Source organism: Flavobacterium sp. CF108 (assembly GCF_900129795.1).
In the GTDB taxonomy this organism is placed as follows: Bacteria; Bacteroidota; Bacteroidia; order Flavobacteriales; family Flavobacteriaceae; genus Flavobacterium.
Genome location: NZ_FQWW01000002.1, coordinates 1 through 25164, shown reverse-complemented (window position 1 = coordinate 25164; position 25164 = coordinate 1). Strand labels below are relative to the sequence as shown.

The 25164-nt window shown below is 35.4% G+C and carries 15 protein-coding genes and 1 pseudogene; 15 read left to right on the top strand and 1 reads right to left on the bottom strand.

All coding sequences use genetic code 11. The features are described 5' to 3' along the window. Window positions 1–4: 4 nt before the first annotated feature. The 3 genes from nusA to BUE10_RS05415 all read left to right on the top strand — a co-directional run bounded on the left by nusA (window position 5) and on the right by BUE10_RS05415 (window position 4841). Window positions 5–1258: a transcription termination factor NusA gene (nusA, locus tag BUE10_RS05425; protein ID WP_053474392.1), complete on the top strand. Its 1254-nt coding sequence runs from the start codon at window positions 5–7 to the stop codon at window positions 1256–1258. A gap of 48 nt (window positions 1259–1306) precedes the next feature. Continuing rightward, window positions 1307–4177, top strand: coding sequence for a translation initiation factor IF-2 (infB, locus tag BUE10_RS05420; protein ID WP_073483102.1), 2871 nt, complete (start codon window positions 1307–1309; stop codon window positions 4175–4177). 154 nt (window positions 4178–4331) lie between these two features. Beyond that, the gene (locus BUE10_RS05415; protein ID WP_073483100.1) at window positions 4332–4841 is read left to right on the top strand and encodes a DUF4920 domain-containing protein; all 510 of its coding nucleotides are present in this window, start codon (window positions 4332–4334) and stop codon (window positions 4839–4841) included. 132 nt (window positions 4842–4973) lie between these two features. Here the strand turns inward: BUE10_RS05415 and BUE10_RS05410 are convergent, their stop codons facing one another. Continuing rightward, entirely contained in the window at window positions 4974–5363 is a 390-nt protein-coding gene (locus BUE10_RS05410; RefSeq protein ID WP_073483098.1) for an SPOR domain-containing protein, read from the bottom strand. A 219-nt stretch (window positions 5364–5582) separates the two neighbouring features. Here BUE10_RS05410 and BUE10_RS05405 point away from each other — a divergent pair, with 219 nt between their 5' ends. From BUE10_RS05405 to BUE10_RS05345, 12 genes and pseudogenes are all read left to right on the top strand, one after another. Then, the gene (locus tag BUE10_RS05405; RefSeq protein WP_053474388.1) at window positions 5583–6920 is read left to right on the top strand and encodes a c-type cytochrome; all 1338 of its coding nucleotides are present in this window, start codon (window positions 5583–5585) and stop codon (window positions 6918–6920) included. A 32-nt stretch (window positions 6921–6952) separates the two neighbouring features. Continuing rightward, entirely contained in the window at window positions 6953–10006 is a 3054-nt protein-coding gene (locus BUE10_RS05400; protein ID WP_073483096.1) for a TAT-variant-translocated molybdopterin oxidoreductase, read from the top strand. 34 nt (window positions 10007–10040) lie between these two features. Continuing rightward, a complete protein-coding gene (gene nrfD / locus BUE10_RS05395; protein ID WP_053474386.1) occupies window positions 10041–11441 on the top strand; it encodes an NrfD/PsrC family molybdoenzyme membrane anchor subunit in 1401 nt (466 codons plus the stop codon). Then, entirely contained in the window at window positions 11434–11958 is a 525-nt protein-coding gene (locus BUE10_RS05390; RefSeq protein ID WP_017498155.1) for a DUF3341 domain-containing protein, read from the top strand. Before nrfD ends, BUE10_RS05390 begins: the two co-directional genes overlap by 8 nt. An 8-nt stretch (window positions 11959–11966) precedes the next feature. Then, window positions 11967–12512, top strand: a complete 546-nt coding sequence (locus BUE10_RS05385; RefSeq protein ID WP_073483094.1) for a c-type cytochrome — start codon at window positions 11967–11969, stop codon at window positions 12510–12512. 27 nt (window positions 12513–12539) lie between these two features. Continuing rightward, window positions 12540–13937: a cation-translocating P-type ATPase gene (locus BUE10_RS05380; RefSeq protein WP_073483092.1), complete on the top strand. Its 1398-nt coding sequence runs from the start codon at window positions 12540–12542 to the stop codon at window positions 13935–13937. Between the two features lie 19 nt (window positions 13938–13956). Further along, window positions 13957–15150, top strand: a complete 1194-nt coding sequence (locus BUE10_RS05375) for a cytochrome c oxidase subunit II (RefSeq protein WP_073483090.1) — start codon at window positions 13957–13959, stop codon at window positions 15148–15150. Window positions 15151–15180: 30 nt separating this feature from the next. After that, the gene (locus tag BUE10_RS05370) at window positions 15181–16983 is read left to right on the top strand and encodes a cytochrome c oxidase subunit I (RefSeq protein WP_056208200.1); all 1803 of its coding nucleotides are present in this window, start codon (window positions 15181–15183) and stop codon (window positions 16981–16983) included. Between the two features lie 106 nt (window positions 16984–17089). Then, entirely contained in the window at window positions 17090–18112 is a 1023-nt protein-coding gene (gene ruvB, locus BUE10_RS05365) for a Holliday junction branch migration DNA helicase RuvB (protein WP_073483087.1), read from the top strand. A 5-nt stretch (window positions 18113–18117) separates the two neighbouring features. Continuing rightward, window positions 18118–19464 (top strand): cytochrome P450, encoded by a 1347-nt coding sequence (locus BUE10_RS05360; RefSeq protein WP_073483085.1) that lies wholly within the window; start codon window positions 18118–18120, stop codon window positions 19462–19464. Next, the gene (queG, locus tag BUE10_RS05355; RefSeq protein WP_073483083.1) at window positions 19461–20387 is read left to right on the top strand and encodes a tRNA epoxyqueuosine(34) reductase QueG; all 927 of its coding nucleotides are present in this window, start codon (window positions 19461–19463) and stop codon (window positions 20385–20387) included. The genes BUE10_RS05360 and queG overlap by 4 nt, the downstream gene beginning before the upstream one ends. Before the next feature lie 553 nt (window positions 20388–20940). Then, a pseudogene (locus tag BUE10_RS05345) lies at window positions 20941–25164 on the top strand (DUF11 domain-containing protein); the annotation flags it as partial.

Sequence of the window (25164 nt, the reverse complement as noted above, 5' to 3'; positions counted from 1 at the left end):
TCGCATGGAAAATTTAGCATTAATCGATTCATTCTCAGAGTTTAAAGACAATAAACTTATTGATCGTGTAACGCTTATGGCAATTTTAGAGGACGTGTTTAGAAATGCATTGAAGAAAAAATACGGTTCTGATGATAATTTCGATATCATTATAAATCCTGATAAAGGAGATATGGAGATATGGAGAAGAAGAGTTATCGTTGCTGACGAAGATCTTGATTTTGAAAATGAAGAAATTACTTTGACTGAAGCAAGAATGATCGAAGCGGATTTTGAAATTGGTGAAGAGGTTTCTGAAGAGGTAAAATTGATTGATTTAGGAAGAAGAGCTATTTTAGCTTTGCGTCAAAACTTAATATCTAAAATTCACGAACACGATAATACAAATCTTTACAAGCAATTTAAAGATATTATTGGTGATATTTATACTGCCGAAGTGCACCACGTGCGTCCAAGAGTTGTTATTTTAGTTGACGATGAAGGAAACGAAATTGTGCTTCCAAAAGAAAAACAAATTCCATCTGACTTTTTCCGTAAGGGAGATAATGTTCGTGGAATCATTGAAAGCGTTGAATTAAAAGGAAACAAACCACAAATTATTATGTCTAGAACTTCGGAGAAGTTTTTAGAAAAATTATTTGAACAAGAAATTCCTGAAGTATTTGACGGTTTGATTACAGTTAAAAATGTAGTACGTATCCCGGGAGAAAAAGCAAAAGTTGCTGTAGACTCTTACGATGACAGAATTGATCCTGTTGGAGCGTGTGTTGGTATGAAAGGATCTCGTATTCACGGAATCGTTCGTGAATTAGGAAACGAAAATATTGACGTAATCAACTATACAAACAATATTCAATTGTTTATTACAAGAGCATTAAGCCCTGCTAAAGTTTCTTCTATCAAAATTGATGAAGAAAACAAAAGAGCTGAAGTATTCTTGAAATTAGAAGAAGTTTCTAAAGCAATTGGTAGAGGAGGTCACAATATTAAATTAGCAGGTCAGCTAACAGGTTACGAATTAGATGTTATTCGTGAAGGAGATGTTGCAGGTGCAACGGCAGATGAAGACGATGTTGAATTAACAGAGTTCTCAGATGAAATCGAAGACTGGGTAATTGAAGAATTTGCTAAAATAGGTTTAGATACTGCAAAAAGTATCTTAAAACAAGAAGTAGAAGATTTAGTAAGAAGAACGGATTTAGAAGAGGAAACTATTCTTGACGTTATGAAAATACTAAAAGAAGAGTTTGATAACTAATTATCTGCTCTAACAACACAACGAAAAAGGTAATAATAAAAAGGTTATATGTCTGAAGAGAGAGTAATAAGAATAAACAAGGTTTTAAGGGAATTAAATATCTCGTTAGAAAGAGCTGTTGATTATCTAAAAGATAAGGGAATTGCTATTGATGCAAATCCAAATGCTAAAATTTCTGACAGTGAATTTAATATCCTGCAAAGCCAATTTGCGGGCGATAAGGGGAATAAGGAAGCTTCTAAAGAAGTAGGGGAAGAGAAGAGAAAAGAAAAAGAAGCATTGCGTGTTGAGCGCGAGAAAGAAATTGAGGACAAACGCAGACAAGACGAAGAGCGTCAGAAACAACAAGAAATCATCAAAGCGAGAGCTGTTGTTACCGGACCTGTTCAAGTTGGTAAAATTGATTTAAATCCAAAAAAACCTGCTGTTGCCCCAGAAGAACCAGTTAAGACTGAAGAGCCTAAAACTGTTACTCCATCTCAAACAGAAAAACCTGTTCAAAAAGAAACTGCACCATCAGAGCCTGTTGCTCCTGTAGTAGCTGAAGAGAAAAAGGTGGAAAAACCAATTATTACAGAGAAAAAAGAAGTGAAAGCTGAGAATTCTAAAACAGCTCAGGAGCCAATTGTTTCAACTGACCCTGCAACTGCGGAAGAAACGATCACTACTCAATATCAAAAATTATCAGGAACTACTCTTACTGGGCAGACAATTGACTTATCTCAATTTAACAAACCTAAGAAAAAGAAGGAAGAACCGAAAATTACTCCAAATAAACCTGGAGTTCCGGGAGCCGGAAATAATAATAACGCTAATAAAAATAAGCGTAAAAGAATCGCTCCTAAACCTGGTGCGCCGGGTGCGCCAAAACCTGCTGCAGGAAATGCGCCGGGAACGCCAAATCCTAATAAAATTACTCCAAATACAGGAGGCGGAGGCTTTAATGCTAACAGAAGCGCAAGACCAGGTTTTGTAAAAGGAAACCGCCCTGCAATTGTTGCAAAAGTGGAGCCTACTGAGGAGGAAGTAAAAAACCAAATTAGAGAAACTCTTGAAAAACTTCAAGGTAAAGGTGGTAAATCTAAAGCCGCTAAATACAGAAGAGATAAGAGAGAAACGCACCGTCAGAAATCTGATGACGAGCAAAGAGCTCTTGACGAAGGAAGTAAAACGATTAAAGTTACAGAATTCGTTACAGTAGGTGAAATTGCGATCATGATGGATGTGCCGATTACTAAAGTAATTGGAACTTGTATGTCTCTTGGAATCATGGTAACAATGAATCAGCGTTTAGATGCTGAAACATTAACTATTGTTGCGGATGAATTTGGTTATGAAGTTGAGTTTATTACAGTAGACATCGAAGAAGCAATCGAGGTTGTTGAAGATAAAGAAGAAGATTTAGTTACTAGAGCACCAATTGTTACTGTAATGGGTCACGTCGATCACGGTAAAACATCTTTACTGGATTATATTCGTAAAGAAAATGTTATCGCTGGTGAGTCTGGAGGTATTACACAACACATTGGAGCTTATGGAGTAACTCTTGATAACGGTCAAAAAATCGCATTCTTAGATACACCGGGTCACGAGGCGTTTACCGCGATGCGTGCACGTGGAGCTCAAGTTACCGATATAGCTATTATCGTAGTAGCGGCGGATGATGATATCATGCCGCAAACAAAAGAAGCAATTTCTCACGCACAAGCTGCGGGAGTGCCAATTATATTTGCAATCAATAAAATTGATAAACCAAATGCTAATGTTGAGAAAATCAAAGAACGTTTGGCTAGTATGAATTTACTTGTTGAAGATTGGGGTGGAAAAATTCAGTCACATGATATTTCTGCAAAAGTTGGAACAGGAGTAAAAGAATTATTAGAGAAAGTTTTATTAGAAGCTGAAATCTTAGATTTAAAATCTAATCCAAATAAAGCGGCTCAGGGAACTGTTGTTGAAGCTTTCTTAGATAAAGGAAAAGGATATGTATCAACAATTTTAGTACAGCACGGAACGCTGAAAGTTGGAGATTATATGCTTGCAGGAAAACACCATGGTAAAGTTAAGGCGATGCATGATGAAAGAGGGCACATTGTTTTAGAAGCAGGCCCTTCGACTCCAGTATCTGTTTTAGGTTTAGATGGAGCAGCAACAGCGGGTGATAAGTTTAATGTATTTGAAGATGAAAAAGAAGCAAAACAAATTGCATCTAAACGTTCTCAATTAATGCGTGAACAATCTGTACGTACTCAGCGTCATATTACACTTGACGAAATTGGACGACGTATCGCTCTTGGTCAGTTTAAAGAATTGAACGTAATCCTTAAAGGAGACGTTGACGGATCTGTTGAAGCGTTATCAGATTCGTTCTCTAAACTTTCTACTGAAGAAATTCAAATTAATATCATACATAAAGGAGTTGGTGCAATTACAGAAACTGACGTTATGTTAGCTTCGGCATCAGATGCGATCATTATCGGATTTAACGTTCGTCCTGCTGGAAACGCAAGACAGCTTGCTGATAAAGAAGAAATCGATATCCGTTACTATTCTATCATCTACGCAGCAATCGATGACTTGAAAGATGCGATGGAAGGAATGTTAGCTCCTGAAATGAAAGAAGAAGTTTTAGGAACTGCAGAAATCCGTGAGATTTTCAAAATTTCTAAAGTAGGTTCAATCGCTGGTTGTATGGTAACAGATGGTAAAATCTTAAGGACTTCTAAAATTAGAGTTATTAGAGATGGGGTTGTAGTTCATACAGGTGACCTTGTTGCTTTAAAACGATTCAAAGATGATGTTAAAGAAGTAAGTAAAGGTTACGATTGTGGTATCCAAATTAAAGGATTTAATGATATCGAAATAAGTGATGTTATTGAAGCTTACCATGAAGTAGCAATCAAAAAGAAATTGAAGTAATATTTAAATCTATATGTAAAGCCCCAATGAAAATTGGGGCTTTTTTTATGCATTCTGGGCTTAGATTTATCTGTTTTGATATAGTTCATAAATATTTTAACCAACTCAAATTTTAGTGTTATTTTTGGGAGAAGCAATATTAATATTTTGCAATATGAAACTAATAATATATTCATTCGTTTTGTTTTTATGTTTTCCTACTTTGTCTTTTTGTCAGGAAGCTGTAGAAAAACCTGCTCCGCCAGCGGGTAATGCATTGATTGGAGATTTTTATGGAGCAGATGTTTCTAATGTTTCAATTGATCAAGCAGTTTCTGTTGAAAGCTTAGAAAATAAATTAAAAAACACGCAAAAAGCAGAAGGAATTACTGTAAAAGGTGAAGTGACAAATGTTTGTAAAAAAAGAGGATGCTGGATAACTCTTAAAACAGAAAACGGGGCTTCTTTTTTCGTAAAAATGAAAGATTATGCATTTTTTGTTCCAACAGCGTTAAAGGGTAAAAAAGTAGTTTTAGAAGGTAATGCAGAGCGAAAAGTCACCTCTGTTGATGAGCTGAAGCATTATGCAAAAGATGCTAAAAAGACAAAAGCTGAAATAGATGCTATTACTGCACCAAAAGAAGAAATTAGATTTTTGGCAGATGGAATAAAAGTGGTAAACTAAATTAAAATTCACAAAGTTGAACTTGATATTACAGATGAATTTATAAAAGCCAAGAGCTTAAAAGTGTACATAGATTTATAAAAAGAAAAAGCGAGATAACTATCTCGCTTTTTCTTTTTATTTAGTTTTAAATTATTTGCCCGGCTTCATTAGGAAGACACTTTTGTATTTTTTTCTGATGTCAATTAAATTTCTTTCAGCTTCTATTCTTGATTTAAAATTTCCAACAATAACCTTGTAATTTGGAGTGTTGAAAATTATGGTACCGTCAATATTTGTGTATTCTCTTTTGAAGTCAGACAAGGTCTTTTTTGCATCTTCGCTTTTGCCGCTAAAAATTTGAATTCGATAAGAATCGTTTGTACTTATTGATGTGTTAAATTTGCGTTTGTCGTTCAATAACTGCTCAAATTTTGGGTCTTGATTTAGTGTTAAATTTTGGCTTTGAGCATGAATATTATATGCTAATGTTAACATTGTGAATGTTAAGAAAACGTTTTTTGAAGAGGTTAAAATTCTCATAATGTGATGGTTTTTATGCAAAAATACTATTTAAAGTTTGTATGTAAAATTTTAATATTATTTAGAATTGATATAAATTGATATTTAAGACTATTTTAAGGTTTTGAGAATAGTTCATAAGTCGTATTTTTGTGCAAGTTTTAAAAGAAGGTATACATTTTTGTCTGACTTATTACAGAAAAAATCATACCAAAAATTAGTAGATAATTATTATACTATATGAAAAAGGTGGGTAACCATAATTCGATCTCAAGAAAATTATTACTTAGTTTATCGCTAACGTTAATTTTCTCCCTAACTTCATTTGCTCAAGATCCGGCTGCAGCTCCTGCGGCGACTGAAGCTGCTGCTGCTCCTGCTGCTGCATCTGGCGGTGGTGATCCAGTAAAAGGGAAAGAACTTTTTAATGCAAATTGCGCTGCATGTCACAAATTAGATGCTAAATCAACTGGTCCTGCTTTAAGAGGCGTTGCCTCTAAGCACGATATGGCATGGATTTACAAATGGGTACACAACAGCTCTGATATGATTAAATCAGGAGACCCTGTTGCTGTTAAACTTTTTGAGGAAAATAACAAGTCAGTAATGACTTCGTTCCCTCAATTGGCAGAAGCTGATATTGATAATATTATCGCTTATACTTCTCAGCCTATACCAGAAAAACCTGCTGGAACTACAGCTGCTTTACCAACTGGCCCTCAAGCAGAAGGAAGTGGGATTTCTAATAATATTATTTTAGGGGCTCTTGCTTTAGTAATGGCTATTTTAGTTGTTATGTTGTTCATGGTGAACAAAGTATTAACTAAAGTTGCAAGTAATAATGGAATCGTAGTTGGGCCTAAAGAAGCTAGAACTCCAATTTGGAAAGCATTTGCTAAAAACCAATTTTTAGTATTAGTTACTTCTATATTCTTGCTTTTAGCTAGTGGTTACTTTGTGTACGGATACTTGATGCAGGTTGGTGTTGATCAGAATTATGAGCCAATTCAGCCAATTCACTATTCACACAAAATTCACGCTGGTGATAATGAGATCAATTGTAAATATTGTCACTCTGCTGCACGTGTAAGTAAAACGGCTGGTATTCCTTCTTTAAATGTTTGTATGAACTGTCATAAAAATATTTCTGAAGTTGCAGAAACTACTGCTACTGCTGAGTACAGCAAAGCATTTTACGATGCTCAGATTCAAAAATTATACGATGCTGTTGGATGGGATAAGACTAAACAGGCTTATACTGGAAAAACACAGCCTGTAAAATGGGTTCGTATTCACAATCTTCCTGATTTTGTTTACTTCAATCACTCACAACACGTTTCTGTTGCAGGAGTTGAATGTCAAACTTGTCACGGTCCAGTGCAGGAATTTGAAATCATGAAGCAATATTCTAAATTAACAATGGGATGGTGTATTGACTGCCATAGAAAAACTGATGTTAAGATGGAAGGAAATGCATATTATGATAAAATTCATGCTGAACTTTCTAAAAAATACGGTGTAGAGAAATTAACTGCAGCGCAAATGGGAGGTTTAGAATGCGGTAAATGCCACTATTAATCGAATTATTAAGATTTTAATATTTATATACAATGTCATCAAACAAAAAATACTGGAAAAGTGTTGAAGAACTAGAAAATAGTTCTATTGTTGAGGCGCTTAGAAATAACGAATTTGTTGAAGAAATTCCTACGGATGAATTCTTAGGAAATGCAGATGCTTTAGCTTCATCTGGAACTTCACGTCGTGACTTTTTAAAGTACGTAGGATTTAGTACTGCGGCAGTTACACTTGCTGCTTGTGAAGGTCCTGTGCACAAGTCTATCCCTTATGTATTACAACCAGAGCAAATCATTCCTGGTGTTGCAGATTACTATGCAACTACTGTTTTTGATGGTTTTGATTTTGCTAACCTTTTGGTGAAAACTCGTGAGGGTCGTCCAATTAAAATTGAAAACAATACTATTTCTGGAGCTAAGTTTTCAGCTAATGCTAGAGTTCATGCATCTATCTTATCGTTGTATGATAGCGGACGTTTGAAAGAGCCAAAGAAAGATGGTAAAAATACTAGCTGGTCTACTGTTGATTTAGAAATTAAATCAGCTTTGGCTAAAGCAAAAGCTAAAGGCGGACAGGTTGTATTGTTGACTAATACATTAGCAAGTCCATCTACTGAGAAATTAATAGGTGAGTTTATTGCTAAAAACCCAAATGCAAAACATGTTGTTTATGATGCGGTTTCTTCTTCTGATGCATTAGATGCGTTCGAAACTGTATATGGTGAAAGAGCTTTGGTTGATTATGATTTTTCAAAAGCTTCATTAATTGTATCTGTTGGTGCTGATTTCTTAGGAGACTGGCAAGGTGGTGGATATGATGCTGGATATGCAAAAGGACGTATTCCTCAAAACGGAAAAATGTCTCGTCATTTTCAGTTTGAATCAAATATGACTTTATCTGGAGCTGCTGCTGATAAGCGTGTACCAATGAGTACAGCTGATCAAAAACAAGCTTTAGTTCAAATTTATAATATTGTTGTTGGTGCTTCTGTTCCGGTTACTTTAGATGCTAAATTTAAAGCAGAAGTTGTAAAAGCAGCACAGCAATTAAAAGCATCTGGTACAAAAGGAATTTTAGTATCAGGAATCGAAGATAAAAATGCACAATTATTAGTTTTAGCTATCAATCAGGTATTGGCTAGTGAAGCTTTTAATACAGCAGGAACAAGACAAATTAGAAAAGGATCTAATGCTGTTATTGCTCAATTGATAAAAGATATGAATGCTGGAAGTGTTCATACTTTAATTATGAGCGGCGTTAACCCAGTTTACACTTTAGCTGATTCAGCTTCTTTTGTATCTGGATTGAAAAAAGTAGACACATCAGTTGCTTTTTCTTTAAGAGATGATGAAACTGCTTCTATTGTTAAAGTTGCGGCTCCGGCTCCTCATTACTTAGAATCTTGGGGTGATGTAGTTATTACAAAAGGAACTTATAGTTTAACACAACCAACTATTCGTCCAATTTTCAATACAAAACAATTTCAAGACGTTTTATTATCTTTAAATGGAACTCCTGGAACTTTCTATGATTATTTGAAAGCTAATTCAGCTGCAATTATAGCAGGTTCTTCTTGGAATAAAGTTTTACATGATGGTGTTTTTGTAATTGGTTCTACTGCTTTAGCTGGTGGTTCATTTGATTTCGCTGGTGCTGCAAGTGTACTTTCAAAATCAAAATCTGCTGGAGACTTTGAATTAGTATTGTATACTAAAACAGGTATGGGTGATGGACAACATGCAAACAACCCTTGGTTACAAGAGTTTCCAGATCCAATTACAAGAGTTTCTTGGGATAATTATGTTACAGTTTCAAATACAGATGCTAAGAAATTAGGATTATCAAATGAAATTGTTGCAAATGGAGGTTTGAATGGTAGTTATGCTACTATTACTACTGCTGATGGTTCTAAATTAGAAAATGTTCCGGTAATTGTTCAGCCAGGACAAGCTGTTGGAACAGTTGGTTTAGCTGTTGGTTACGGTCGTAAAGCTTCTCTAAAAGAAGAAATGCAAGTAGGTTTGAATGCTTACGCTTTATATAAAAATTTCAATAGTGTTCAATCTGTTTCTATTGCTAAGGCAAATGGAGAGCATGAGTTTGCTTGTGTTCAAGGTCAGAAAACATTAATGGGTAGAGGAGATATCATTAAAGAAACTACTCTAGACGTATTTAATAAGGAAAATGCTGAACATTGGAACCCACAGCCAATGGTATCTTTAGATCACCAGGAAGTTAAAGCTACTACTGTTGATTTATGGGAATCATTTGATCGTTCTACTGGTCATCACTTTAATCTTTCGATTGACTTAAATGCTTGTACAGGATGTGGAGCATGTGTTATTGCTTGTCATGCTGAAAACAACGTACCAGTTGTTGGTAAAGCAGAGGTAAGAAGAAGCCGTGATATGCACTGGTTGCGTATTGACAGATATTATTCTTCTGAAAGTACTTTTGAAGGTGATAACGAAAGAAAAGAAAAAATTGCTGGTTTATCTAGTTCATTATCTACATTTAATGAAATGGAAAAACCTGGAGATAACCCACAAGTGGCATTCCAGCCTGTAATGTGTCAACACTGTAATCACGCACCATGTGAAACAGTTTGTCCGGTTGCTGCAACTTCTCACGGTCGTCAAGGTCAAAACCACATGGCATATAACAGATGTGTTGGTACTCGTTACTGTGCTAATAACTGTCCATATAAAGTTCGTCGTTTCAACTGGTTCTTGTATAACAAAAACAGTGAATTCGATTATCACATGAATGATGATTTAGGTCGTATGGTATTAAACCCAGACGTAAACGTTCGTTCTCGTGGAGTTATGGAAAAATGTTCTATGTGTATTCAAATGACACAAGCTACTATATTAAATGCGAAAAAAGAAGGGCGTCCAATTGTTGATGGAGAATTCCAAACAGCTTGTTCAAGTGCTTGTTCTTCTGGAGCAATGATATTTGGTGATGTTAATGATGCTGAAAGTAAAGTGGCTAAATTAGCTGCTGATGATAGATCATATCACTTGTTAGAGCATGTAGGAACAAAACCTAATGTGGTTTACCATGTTAAAGTTAGAAACACTTAGAAAAATTATTAATTAAGAAACAATATAAAGGATTATGTCGTCTCATTACGAAGCACCCATTAGAAAACCTTTAGTTATAGGTGATAAATCATATCACGATGTAACCGTAGATGTGGCAGCGCCTGTTGAAGGCCCTGCAAATAAACAATGGTGGATTGTATTTTCAATCGCATTAACAGCCTTCCTTTGGGGGTTAGGCTGTATAATTTACACCGTATCTACCGGAATTGGAACATGGGGATTAAATAAAACAGTTGGTTGGGCTTGGGATATTACTAACTTCGTTTGGTGGGTTGGTATTGGTCACGCTGGAACTTTGATTTCTGCGGTATTATTACTTTTCCGTCAACGTTGGAGAATGGCTATTAACCGTTCTGCAGAAGCAATGACTATTTTCTCAGTAGTTCAAGCAGGTTTATTTCCAATTATTCACATGGGACGTCCATGGTTAGCATACTGGGTTTTACCTATTCCAAATCAATTTGGATCTTTATGGGTAAACTTTAACTCACCATTGCTTTGGGACGTATTCGCAATCTCAACGTATCTTTCAGTATCATTAGTTTTCTGGTGGACTGGTTTATTACCTGACTTTGCAATGCTTCGTGATAGAGCCATAACTCCATTTAATAAAAGAGTTTATTCTATCTTAAGTTTCGGATGGAGTGGAAGAGCTAAAGACTGGCAGCGTTTTGAAGAAGTATCTTTAGTATTAGCTGGTTTAGCTACACCTCTTGTACTTTCTGTACACACGATTGTATCTATGGACTTTGCTACTTCTGTAATTCCAGGATGGCATACAACAATTTTCCCTCCATACTTCGTTGCTGGAGCGGTATTCTCAGGATTTGCGATGGTAAACACATTGTTGATCGTAATGAGAAAAGTTTCTAACCTTGAAGCATACATCACATTACAGCATATCGAATTAATGAACATCATTATCATGATTACTGGTTCTATCGTTGGTGTGGCTTACATCACTGAGTTATTCGTAGCTTGGTATTCAGGTGTAGAATATGAGCAATATGCATTCTTAAACAGAGCTACCGGACCTTACTGGTGGGCATATTGGTCAATGATGACTTGTAACGTTTTCTCTCCACAATTTATGTGGTTCAAAAAATTAAGAACAAGTATCATGTTTTCATTTATTATTTCGATCGTTGTAAACATTGGAATGTGGTTTGAAAGATTCGTAATTATTGTTACTTCTTTACATAGAGATTACCTTCCATCTTCTTGGACAATGTTCTCACCAACATTTGTTGATATTGGAATTTTCATCGGAACAATTGGTTTCTTCTTTGTATTGTTTTTATTATACTCTAGAACATTCCCTGTAATTGCTCAGGCAGAGGTAAAAACAATTTTGAAAGGAACAGGAGATAATTACATTAGAGAAAGAGCAAATAAAGATTCACATCATGAGTAATAAAGTAATATACGCCATTTATAATGACGATGATATTTTGATGGATGCAGTAAAGAAAACAAGAGCTGCTCATCATCATATTGAAGAGGTTTTTACTCCATTCCCAGTTCACGGATTGGATAAGGCTATGGGTTTAGCACCAACAAGATTAGCAATTTGTGCTTTCCTATATGGATGTGTTGGTATTTCTGTTGCAACATTTATGATGAGTTATATTATGATTCATGACTGGCCGCAGGATATTGGTGGAAAACCAAGTTTTAGTTTCATTCAGAATATGCCTTCTTTTGTGCCAATTATGTTTGAGATGACTGTATTTTTTGCTGCGCACTTAATGGTAATTACTTTTTATATGAGAAGTAGATTATGGCCATTTAAGCAAGCTGAAAATCCTGATGTAAGAACAACAGATGACCATTTCTTAATGGAAGTTGCTGTAAACGATAACGAAGCAGAACTTGTTTCTTTTTTCGAAGGTACAGGAGCTGTTGAAGTTAAAGTAATTGAAAAGAATTAATTGTAGCTATGAAAAGGATATATAAAATAACACTTTTAGTTGGTATAACTATTTTAGTTTCATCTTGCCACAATAATTCGGCACCAAACTATCAGTATTTCCCAAATATGTATGAGTCTGTGGCTTATGAGCCATATACAGAGGCAAAAATATTTAAAGGAGACAAAGAAGGACAGCTTCCTGTTGAAGGAACGATTAATAGAGGTTTTGAACCTTATGAATATGAAAATTCAACTGCAGGTTATGAATTGGCAAAAGCTAATTTAAAATCTCCTTTGACTGAAGAAGAAAGAAATTCTGGAAAAGGTAAAGAACTTTTCGAAATTTATTGTATTAGCTGCCATGGTGCTGCTGGTAACGGTAAAGGTAAATTGGTTGAAAGAGAAAAATTTCTTGGAGTACCTAGCTATAAAGACAGAGATATTACTGAAGGAAGTATATTTCATGTTGAAACTTATGGTTTAAATGCAATGGGTTCACACGCAAATCAATTAAGTGCCCACGAACGTTGGTTAGTTGCTGACTATGTTCTAAAACTAAAAAGCCAATTATAATTGTTGAACAAACTGATCGTAATAGATATGTATACATTTTCAAGTAAATTAAAAACTTTTTCTATCATCTTAATGGTTCTTGGACTATTAGGAATTGGGTATGGTTTTTTAAGTGCGCCTAAAGATATTCAAGAAGTTGAAAAAATACTAGCTGCTGAGGCTCATGGAGAACATGGTGCTGCACATGCAGAATCTGCAGAGGTTTCTCATAAAGAAGCAGGACATCATGAAGCGGCTGCTGAAGCTTCACACGAAGAACACAAAGGTGGGGAGCATGCAAAAGTTGGTGCTGCTGATGAACACACAGAACATTTAAATCACGTATTGCACCAATTGCAAAACAAGCCTTGGTCTGCATTATATGTAGCTTGTATTTTCTTTTTACTGCTTTCTATGGGGGTTTTAGCTTTTTATGCTATTCAACAAGTTGCTCAGGCAGGTTGGTCTCCGGTTTTATTTAGAGTAATGCAAGGTATTACAGCATATTTACCTGCTGGTTCTATCATCTTTTTTATAATCTTAGTTTTATGCGGATTACATTTCAATCATATTTTTGTATGGTTAGGAGAAGGAGTTACTGATCCAAAAAGCGCTAACTACGATGAAATTATTGCTGGTAAAGCTGGTTACTTAAACTTTCCTTTTTGGATCGTTAGAGCTGGTATCTTTTTACTAGGATGGAATTTATACCGTCACTATTCAAGAAAAAACTGTTTAGCTCAAGATGAAGCTAATGATGATCTATACTACAAAAAGAACTTTAAGTTATCTGCTGGATTCTTAGTTTTCTTTATTGTTTCTGAGTCAATTATGTCTTGGGATTGGATTATGTCATTTGATCCTCACTGGTTCAGTACTTTGTTTGGATGGTATGTTTTTGCTTCTTTCTTTGTAAGCGGAATTACTTCGATAGCTTTAGTTACAATATATTTAAAATCTAAAGGATATTTAGAATACGTAAATACAAGCCATATTCACGATTTAGCTAAATTCATGTTTGGTATTAGTGTTTTCTGGACTTATTTATGGTTTTCTCAATTCATGTTGATCTGGTATGCAAACATTCCAGAGGAGGTAACTTATTTTGTAACAAGAATTCAATTATATAACCTGCCTTTCTTTGGTGCGGTTGTTATGAACTTTGTTTTCCCATTATTAATATTAATCAATACTGACTTTAAACGTCTTAGCTGGGTTATTGTTATGGCAGGTGTTGTAATATTATTAGGTCATTATGTTGATTTCTTTAATATGATTATGCCTGGTACAGTTGGAGACAAATGGTTTATTGGAGTTCCTGAAATTGCGTCTATTCTTTTCTTCTTAGGTCTATTTATATTTGTTGTATTTACCGCATTAACTAAATCACCTTTGCTTGCAAAAAGAAATCCTTTCATCGAAGAAAGTAAACATTTTCATTATTAATATTTAAAGAAGTAAACAGATGACAAGTTTGTTGGTAATTATAGTTTTAGTTTTATTAGCAGTTGCGCTTTGGCAATTGACCAAGATATTTGATCTTACTCAAGTAGGATCTTCTTCGGACGATTCTCAAGTTGCATCGGATAATGATAATAACATTCAAGGATATGTTATGTTTGGCTTCTTGGCATTCATATATATATTTACTATTTATGGTTTACTAAAATGGGGTGGTTTAGCGCTTCATACGCCAGCTTCAGAGCATGGACTTTTAGTAGATAATTTGATGAATATTACTTGGGTTTTAATTTTTGTAGTTCAATTTATTACACAAGGTTTATTATATTGGTTCTCTTTTAAAAATAGAGGGCATAAAGATAGAAAAGCATTATTCTTTGCTGATAGTAATAAATTAGAAGCAATTTGGAGTATTATTCCATCTGTAGTTTTAGCTTGTTTAATTCTTTACGGATTGTATGCTTGGAATAACATTATGTTTGTTGATAAAGATGAAGATGTAGTTGAAATTGAATTATACGCTCAACAATTTAAATGGACTGCTAGATACGCAGGAAATGATAATGTTTTAGGAAAAGCTAACGTACGTTTAATTGAAGGGATAAACACATTAGGAGTTGATATGTCAGATCCTAATTCTCAAGATGATATTGTAGTTACTGAACTGCATATTCCTAAAGGTAAAAAAGTACATTTCAAAATGCGTTCTCAAGACGTTTTACACTCAGCTTATATGCCTCACTTTAGAGCGCAGATGAACTGTGTACCTGGAATGGTTACTGAATTTGCTTTTGTTCCAACTTATACTACTGCAGAGTACAGAGAGTTGCCATTTATGATTGAAAAAGTGGCAAATATCAATAAACTTAGATCTGAAAAAAGTATTGAATTAGTTGCAAAAGGAGGAACTGCTTTAGATCCTTATACATTTGATTATTTATTATTATGTAATAAAATCTGTGGAGCTTCACACTATAACATGCAAATGAAAGTTGTTGTTGATACTCCTGAGGATTATAAAAAATGGTTAAGTGAAAAAACAACTTTAGCTCAGGATATTAAAGCGGCAGCAGCTGCTGAAAAACCAGCTGAAGGAGTTGAAGGAACTGCTGCAGATACTGCTGCTAAAGTAAAAGATACTGTAAAAGCAGTTATCGATACTGTTAAGGCTGCGGTAGCTAAAGTAGCTATGAAATAATATTATTAAGAAAATTTAAAGTACACATATATGTCAGCAGAAGCGCACGGTCACGATCACGGACACGATCACGAGCACGAACATCATCATAAAGACACGTTCATTACTAAATATATTTTTAGTATTGATCACAAAATGATTGCTAAACAATACTTGATTACTGGTATTGTTATGGGAGTAATTGGTATTGCAATGTCCTTGCTTTTCAGAATGCAATTAGCGTGGCCAGAAGAGTCTTTTAAAATATTCAATGTTTTATTAGGAGATAAATTTGCACCTGATGGTGTTATGGCAAATGATATTTATCTAGCTTTAGTTACAATTCACGGTACCATCATGGTATTCTTTGTACTGACGGCTGGTTTGAGTGGAACTTTTAGTAACTTACTTATTCCACTTCAAATTGGAGCGAGAGATATGGCTTCTGGATTTATGAATATGATTTCATACTGGTTGTTTTTTATATCTGCTGTAGTAATGTTATGTTCTTTATTTGTTGAAGCTGGACCAGCTTCTGCAGGTTGGACAATTTATCCTCCATTAAGTGCTTTACCACAAGCAATTCCAGGATCAGGAGCAGGTATGACTTTATGGTTAGTTTCAATGGCTATCTTTATTGCATCTTCATTAATGGGATCATTAAACTACATTGTTACTGTTATTAACTTGAGAACTAAAGGAATGTCTATGACTAGACTTCCGCTTACAATCTGGACATTTTTCGTAACAGCTATTATTGGTGTTATTTCATTCCCAGTATTATTATCAGCTGCTTTATTATTGATTTTTGATAGAAGTTTTGGTACTTCATTCTTCTTATCTGATATCTATATTGCAGGAGAGGTTTTACACTACCAAGGAGGTTCTCCAGTATTGTTTGAACACTTATTCTGGTTCTTAGGTCACCCTGAGGTTTACATCGTAATTTTACCAGCGATGGGTCTTGTTTCTGAAATTATGGCTACGAACTCTCGTAAACCAATCTTCGGATATAGAGCGATGATTATGTCAGTTCTTGCAATTGCATTCTTATCAACTATTGTATGGGGTCATCACATGTTTATCTCTGGTATGAATCCTTTCTTAGGATCTGTATTTACTTTTACAACTTTATTGATTGCAATTCCATCTGCTGTAAAAGCTTTCAACTGGATTACAACTTTATGGAAAGGTAACTTACAGTTTAATCCTGCAATGTTATTCTCTATCGGAATGGTTTCTACTTTCATCACTGGAGGTTTAACTGGAATCATTTTAGGAGATAGTACTTTAGATATTAACGTTCACGATACTTACTTTGTAATTGCTCACTTTCACTTGGTAATGGGGATCTCTGCACTTTATGGAATGTTTGCTGGTATTTACCACTGGTTCCCTAAAATGTACGGAAGAATGTTAAACAAAAACTTAGGTTATATTCACTTCTGGGTTACAGCAGTTTGTGCTTACGGAGTTTTCTTCCCAATGCACTTTATCGGATTAGCTGGTTTACCAAGACGTTACTATACAAATACTAACTTCCCATTATTTGATGATTTACAAAATGTGAATGTTTTAATTACAACATTTGCTCTTGTTGGTGGGGCATTCCAGTTAGTATTCTTATACAACTTCTTTAGTAGTATTTTCTACGGTAAGAAAGCGGTTCAAAATCCATGGAAATCTACAACTTTAGAGTGGACAACTCCAGTTGAGCATATCCACGGAAACTGGCCAGGAGAAATTCCTCATGTATACCGTTGGCCGTATGACTATAGTAACCCAAATCATGATGTAGATTTTGTTCCTCAAAATGTACCAATGAAAGAAGGTGAAGAAGTTTTACACCACTAGAAATATCAAAAGACCGTCAGAAATGACGGTCTTTTTTCTTTAGTTAAAGTTTTAATCGTTCAGATTTACTGTTTTACAAACTGATTAGTTTCTATATCTTTGTAGAATGAATGAGAACCTAGATCCTACTACAAAAGGATATAACCCAGAAGAATTAGATCTTGAAAAAAGATTGCGTCCACTGTCATTTGATGATTTTGCAGGTCAGGACCAAGTTTTAGAGAACTTAAAAGTTTTTGTCGCAGCTGCAAATCAGCGTGGTGAGGCACTTGATCATGCTTTGTTTCATGGGCCTCCTGGGCTTGGTAAAACGACTTTGGCTAATATTCTGGCAAATGAGCTGGAAGTTGGAATCAAAATTACTTCGGGACCTGTTCTGGATAAACCGGGAGATTTAGCCGGCTTATTGACTAATCTTGATGAAAGAGATGTTTTATTTATAGATGAGATTCATCGTTTGAGTCCTATTGTAGAAGAATACTTGTATTCGGCAATGGAAGATTTCAAAATTGATATCATGATTGAGTCTGGGCCAAACGCAAGAACGGTTCAAATCAATTTAAATCCGTTTACCTTAATTGGTGCAACTACCCGTTCCGGATTATTGACAGCTCCTATGAGAGCTCGTTTTGGGATTTCGTCTCGTTTGCAATATTATTCTACAGAACTTTTAACCACTATTGTGGAGAGAAGTGCCGGTATATTAAAAATGCCAATTGATCTTGAAGCTGCTATTGAAATAGCAGGAAGAAGCCGTGGAACTCCTCGTATTGCAAATGCATTATTACGTAGAGTTCGTGATTTTGCTCAGATAAAAGGTAATGGTACTATTGATCTTGAAATTGCCAGATATGCACTAAAAGCATTGAATGTAGATGCTCATGGACTTGACGAAATGGACAACAAGATATTACTAACGATTATCAATAAATTCAAAGGAGGTCCTGTTGGACTTTCGACTTTAGCTACCGCAGTATCTGAAAGCAGTGAAACCATTGAAGAAGTTTACGAACCTTTTTTAATTCAGGAAGGATTCATTATGCGTACACCTCGCGGGCGTGAAGTTACAGAGAAAGCTTATAAACATTTAGGAAAGATAAACACAAATTTTCAAGGAGGTTTATTCTAATCGTTATGTCTAATAATGTAAAATATACTTATCCTAATAAATTATCGATAATCAGATTTTTTAAGGATGCGGAGGATGTTCGTAGAAATCCGATTCCTTTTCATAAAAAATATTTTGAGAGATTCGGTGATTCTTTTTCTATCAGAATTGGTTCTTCGAAGTATATAATCTTGTCAAGAGATAATGAAATTGCACAGTATATTTTAGTTAAAAACCAGAAGAATTATCATAAGTCTAAATTTCAATCTGTATATCTTTCTAAATATTTAGGAAAAGGACTTTTAACCAGTGACGGTGATTTTTGGCTGAAACAAAGGCGTCTTATTCAACCGGCTTTTCATAAACAAAAGATGAATCAGCTGGTAGATAATATGAACAAAACCATTAGTGCCGAATTAGATAATTTAATTGAGGATAAAGCCGTTGATCTTTTTCCTGTAATGAGTAATCTGGCATTTAATGTTGTTGCTAAATCTTTATTTCAACTTTCAACTGCTGAAAATAAATTTCATCGAATCAAATTTATTATTGAAGAAGTTCAGAATTTTTTAATTAAAGAAATTAGACTTCCGCATAAAGCATGGTGGTTTTCATTAAACGGTCAGGTAAAGAAACATCTCATGCTGGCTGAAGAGAATAATAGAATTATTCAGGAAATCATTGAAGAGAGAAAAACTTCAAAAGAAGAAATAAATGATTTATTGAACATGCTTTTGGAAACCAGATATGAAGATACTGGGGAAAGTATGTCTATTGAACAATTGGTTGATGAGATTAAAGTTTTGTTTATTGCAGGACATGAAACAACTGCAAATGCTTTGATATTTACACTTCATCTTTTAGGCAGAAACCCAGAAGTACAGCAAAAAATATTTGATGAAATCATCGAGATTGAGTCGCAAACAGAGAACATTATTGAACAGCTTCAAAAAATGACATATACCAATGCCGTTTTGAACGAATCTATGCGTTTATATCCGCCAGCCTGGATAACCGACAGACAGAATCTTGAAGATGATTCTTTGGCTCAATTCAAAATTAAGAAAGGCACATTAATTGGAATTTCTTTTTATGAATTGCATCGAAATCCTAAATATTGGAATAATCCGGATGAATTTATTCCGGAAAGATTTCTTGGTGAACAAAAAAAGAAATCAATGCAATATTTTTATCCATTTGGTGCCGGACCAAGAATGTGCATTGGAACTGGATTTGCCATTTACGAAATGTGCTTAACAATATCTCAAATTGTAAAAAAATATATCATTCAATCTAATAATGATGTTGTTCAATTTAACCCGCTAATTACTTTAAAACCTGTTAACGTCGAAGTTTTATTTTCTAAAAGATGAGTATCAATTCAAAAGAAACATATTCAAAATTTATAAAAGAGGAGGCCAAAAGGTTAGGGTTTATTTCTTGTGGGATATCTAAAGCAGGCTTTCTCGAACAAGAAGCGCCTCGGCTAGAGAAATGGCTGAATAACAATCATAATGGCCAAATGGCTTATATGGAAAACCATTTTGATAAACGCTTGGATCCAACTTTATTGGTTGATGATGGCAAAAGTGTGGTTTCTTTATTATTAAATTATTTTCCATCGGAATCTCAAAATGATGAAAGTTTTAAGATTTCTAAATATGCGTATGGACAGGATTATCACTTCGTTATAAAAGAAAAATTAAAAGAACTTCTTCATTCCATTCAAGAGAATATAGGTGAAGTTTCCGGTCGTGCCTTTGTTGATTCTGCTCCGGTTTTAGATAAAGCGTGGGCGGCAAAAAGCGGTTTAGGATGGATTGGAAAAAACAGCAACTTAATAACTCAAAAGGTAGGTTCTTTTTACTTCATAGCAGAACTTATCCTTGATCTTGATTTAGAATATGACTATGCTGTTACAGATCATTGTGGCTCTTGTACTGCATGTATTGATGCTTGTCCTACACAGGCAATTCTTGCGCCCTATATTGTAGATGGGAGCAAGTGTATTTCTTATTACACAATCGAACTAAAAGAAAATATCCCAAATGATATGCAGGGAAAATTTGATGACTGGATGTTTGGCTGTGATACCTGTCAGGATGTTTGTCCATGGAATCGATTTTCAAAGCCGCATTCTGAACCTCTTTTTAATCCAAACCCGGATTTAATTTCTTTTTCTAAAAAAGATTGGGCAGAAATTACTGAAGAAACTTTCCAAAAAGTTTTTAAAAATTCACCTATTAAAAGAACAAAATTTGATGGACTTAAGCGAAATATTAAGTTTCTCGAATAAAGTCTAAATAGGAATATTTTAATACATTTTTTTTAATTCTCCATTTTTATAGCATTTTATGTAATTACCTGATAATAAGTGCTTTATTCTTCGTGTAATCGATTTAATTCTTTTGTCTTTGTAGGATAATGTTGCGTATTTGTTGCTTAAATTAAAAAATATTAATTTTTTATTAAAATATTAAGAAATTTCTGTTGTTTAATTGTTAAATCATCATGTTTATTGACTTGTCAAAGTTAATTTATGTCGATTAAATGTGTATTTCAACGTTTTTCTGGGTAGTTTGTCGAGTAATGTAGCTAGTATTGAGGTGTTTATATATTTTCGCGGCACCAAATCTACTAATTTAATCCAAAGACGACTATGTGTCCTCAGCCTAAAATAATTATGGTTCAAATGCTTCCCAATTATTTTTATGATGTTGAAAAAATTCTTTTCAATAATCAACAAACCAACCCTTTCAATTTTTCGTATTTGCTAAATAATCTGAAAATCAATTTCTGGTATTCGGGTTCTATACTATCTATTACTCAAATTAATACCGAGTTTGTCTATGCGTAACTTTACTTTTAACTGGTTTAAGTTCTCCAAACCAAATTTTCTTATTTTATTTTTTTTATTAATTGGCTATAGTGCTTCAGCTCAATTTTACACGAAACATTATATCGCGCCGGCTCCTTGGCAGTATTTTAGTAAAGCAAATGAAATTGTTATTGCAACAAATTCTACAAGTACTGTAAATATTACGCTGACCAAGAGTGATGGTACTTTAGAAACAACTTTAACCGCTATAAAAGGAGCTCCGGCGGTGTACAGATTTAATCTTCTTGCGAAAGACCTTCCTATGAATGCCCTAAATACGGTAATTTCTGGGGCAGGATTGATCGTGACAAGTGATGGACCAACATCTGTAAACATGCGAAATGTTGCTTCTGATGACTACACTAACGGTGAAAATGTTGATGCAAACCTGAAGGGAAATGCAGCATTGACCAGTTTTGGTGATGCTGGTGTAGGGGTACGTTTTAGAGTAGGATATTATAGAGATGGTACATTAGGAAATTTTGGCAGTTTAGGAGATCAACGTCCAATTTATAGTATTATGGCAACTGCTAATAATACAACAGTAAAAATTAACAATGCTATTGCAGCTACGTTAAATGCAGGACAAAGTTATTTGTTTAAAGCTGCTATAGGAACATTGGTTGAGTCCTCAAACCCTTCTGTAATGAATACTTCAGCGGCAATAGATATGCCGGGTGGCTGTGGAGATGGTGCTTTTAATCAGATTCCGCCTGAGTCAGTTTTAGGAACGGAGTATTTTATTGAAAGAGGAAAAGGAAATGACACCGCAGAACAAACAACTGTAGTTGCAACAAAAGACAATACAGTTTTAACAATAGATACTTACTCAACAACTGGTGCATTAACAGCTACGAATAGTGTGACTTTAGCAACAGCTGGAAGTTTTCATACTTTTCAAAATGGTGTGTCGAATACGAGCTTTTCGGCATCACGTGTTTCTGCAGATAAGAAAGTTGTAGTATATTCAGGTACGGCACAATCTTGTGAGGTTGATATTTCGACAATAGCCCCAGTGTCAGAATGTGGAGGATCTAATTTTATAGAGACAGCAAAGTTTAGAAATTACGGTACAGGAACGTTACCGTATTTTGGATATATACTTTTAAGAAGTGCTTCAGATGTAGTAACTGTAAATGGAACTAATATTGAGACTATAAGTGGTATTACTGCCCGTCATCAATTAGGCACAACAGGCTGGTATTTAATTAATTTTGAAGATACTCAAATAGGAAGTCCAAATGTTCTTTCTATTTCAAGTGCAGCCAAATTAACGGTTTCAATTGTACAGCAGGGAGGGGGATTTTCGATGGCAGGATTTTTCTCTAATTTTGCAGCTCAGCCAGAAGACCCAACTTTGACCTATATTTCAGGCGGCGGATGTACTAATAATAAAGCAGAATTGACAACACCAGCCGGTTTTGCGCCTTATCAATGGTATTATAACGGGACAGCAATAGCAGGGGCTAATTCTTCAACTTATACAGCTACAAAAACAGGGGCATATTCAGTAGCTTCAACTTTAACTTGTGGAGCTCAAACGCAGTCAAAACCTGTTAGTGTTACTTTATGTACAGATTTAGGAATTACAAAAACAGTTGATAATGCAGCACCATGTGTGGGATCTACTGTAGAATTTACTGTTATAGTAAGTAATTTAGGAGGTAATAATGTTTCGGGAGTTTCGGTAAATGATTTGCTTCCTTCAGGTTATACTTATGTAAGTTCAACACCATCAGTAGGGGTTTATGATTCGGCAACGGGTATTTGGAGTATTGGTGACGTAGAAGCGCAAACATCTATGACGTTAAAAATTACTGCAACAATAAATGCAACAGGTAATTATACCAATACAGCTTCATTGCCAGCATCAATAGATACTAATACAGCAAACAATTCAGCAAGTGCGGCGGTAACACCAAAGGCATTTAATCTTGTTATTAATAACCCTGCTGCAGTTTGTTCTCCATCAACAGCAGATTTAACAGTTCCGGCTGTTACTGCAGGAAGTTCAGCAAATTTGACATTGTCATACTGGACAAATTCTGGAGCAACAACTGCTTTAACATCTCCAGCTGCAGTAGCATCATCAGGAACTTATTATATTAAAGCAGTTTCTGCAGACGGATGTACATTGGTAAAGCCAGTTGTAGTAACAATTAACCCACAGCCAACTACGCCTACAATTAGCGTAAATTCTGGTTCGGCTACCTGTACAACTGCCGGAAATACAATTTTGAGATCAAGTAATTCAGGTGGTGGAGGTAGTTATTTATGGTCAACAGGAGAAACTACAAGAAATATTACAATTAACAGCGAAGGAAGTTATAGTGTTAAAATAATAAACAGTTCTGGTTGCGTCAGCGATAGTTCTCCAGCTGTATCTATTACATTTAGACCTGCTGCACCAACAGCTTCTGCTCAGACATTTTGTTCATCCGAGAATAAAACAATTGGAGATTTAGTAGCTTCAGGAGCAGGTTTGAAATGGTATAGCGGCAATACAGGAGGAACAGCTTTGCCTTCAACTCAGGTTTTAGCAACTGGAACCTATTATGCAACTCAAACTTCATCGAATGGATGTGAAAGTAGTACCAGAACAGCAGTATCTGTAACTGTAAACTCTACATCTTCAGCACCTGTTGCGACTTCTCCTCAGGCGTTTTGTGCTGCTGCTAATAAAAAAGTAAGTGATTTAATACCTTCAGGATCTATTTATAAATGGTATAGTGCCAACACAGGAGGTACAGCTCTTCCATCTAACCAAGCTTTAGCTAGCGGGAACTATTATGTAAGCCAGACAGCTAACAGTTGTGGTGAGAGTGCCAGAACCTTAGTAGTGGTAACTATTAATACGGTGCCTGGTGCACCAACAGCATCTTCTCAAACATTTTGTGTAAATGATGCCAAAAAAGTAAGTGATTTAACACCTTCGGGATCTAACTATAAATGGTATAGTGCCAGCAGCGGGGGAACACTTTACACAGGAGCAGAAACCTTAACTTCAAGTAATTATTATGTAAGTCAGTTCAATGCATGTGGAGAAAGTACCAGAACACAGGTAGCAGTTACCGTAAACACAACAGCTGCTCCAATAGCATCTTCACAAACATTTTGCGTAAATGATGCCAAAAAAGTAAGTGATTTAACGCCTTCGGGATCTAATTATAAATGGTATAGTGCCAGCAGCGGCGGGACACTCTATACAGGAACAGAAACATTGTCATCAGGCAATTATTATGTAAGTCAGACTTTAAACAGCTGCGAAAGTACCAGAACTTTAGTAGCGGTAACGGTAAATAATGCGACGGTACCAACGGCTTCTGCTCAGACATTTTGTACTTCTGAGAATAAAAAAGTAAGTGATTTAATTCCTTCGGGATCTAGCTATAAATGGTATAATGCCAGCAGCGGAGGAACACTTTACACAGGAACTGAAACCTTAGCATCAGGTAATTATTATGTAAGCCAGACTATAAGCGGTTGCGAAAGTGCGAGAACATTAGTATCAGTAACAGTAAATCCAACACCTGCAGCACCAAGCATTACAGCAGATGGTCCAACGACATTTTGTTCTGGCGGAAGTATAACTTTAACTTCTACAGGAGGAAATAGTTATTTATGGTCAACAGGAGCTACTACTCAGTCGATTACTGTATCTGCTTCGGGAACTTATAGCGTAAGAATAACAAATGCTTCAGGTTGTCAAAGTGCAGCCTCAGCAACTACATTAGTAACCGTAAATCCAACTCCGGCAGTTCCGACATTAAGCGCTGTAACCCAGCCGACGTGCTTGACAGCTGAAGGAAGTTTTACCATATCAAACTACAGTGCTTCTAATACATATACGGTAAGTCCTTCAGCAGGAGTTACCCAGTCAGGAGATACAGTTACAGCTCCTGCAGGAAGTTATACGGTGACAGCAGCAGCTAACGGATGTACTTCGGCTGCATCAACAGCTGCGGTTATCAACGCACAGCCGGCAACTCCGGCAGTTCCGACATTAAGTGCTGTAACCCAGCCGACGTGCTTAACTGCAACAGGAAGTTTTACCATATCAAACTACAGTGCTTCTAATACTTATGCGGTAAGCCCTTCAACAGGGGTTACCCAGTCAGGAGATACAGTTACAGCTCCTGCAGGAAGTTATACGGTGACAGCATTAGCAAACGGATGTACTTCGGCTGCATCAACA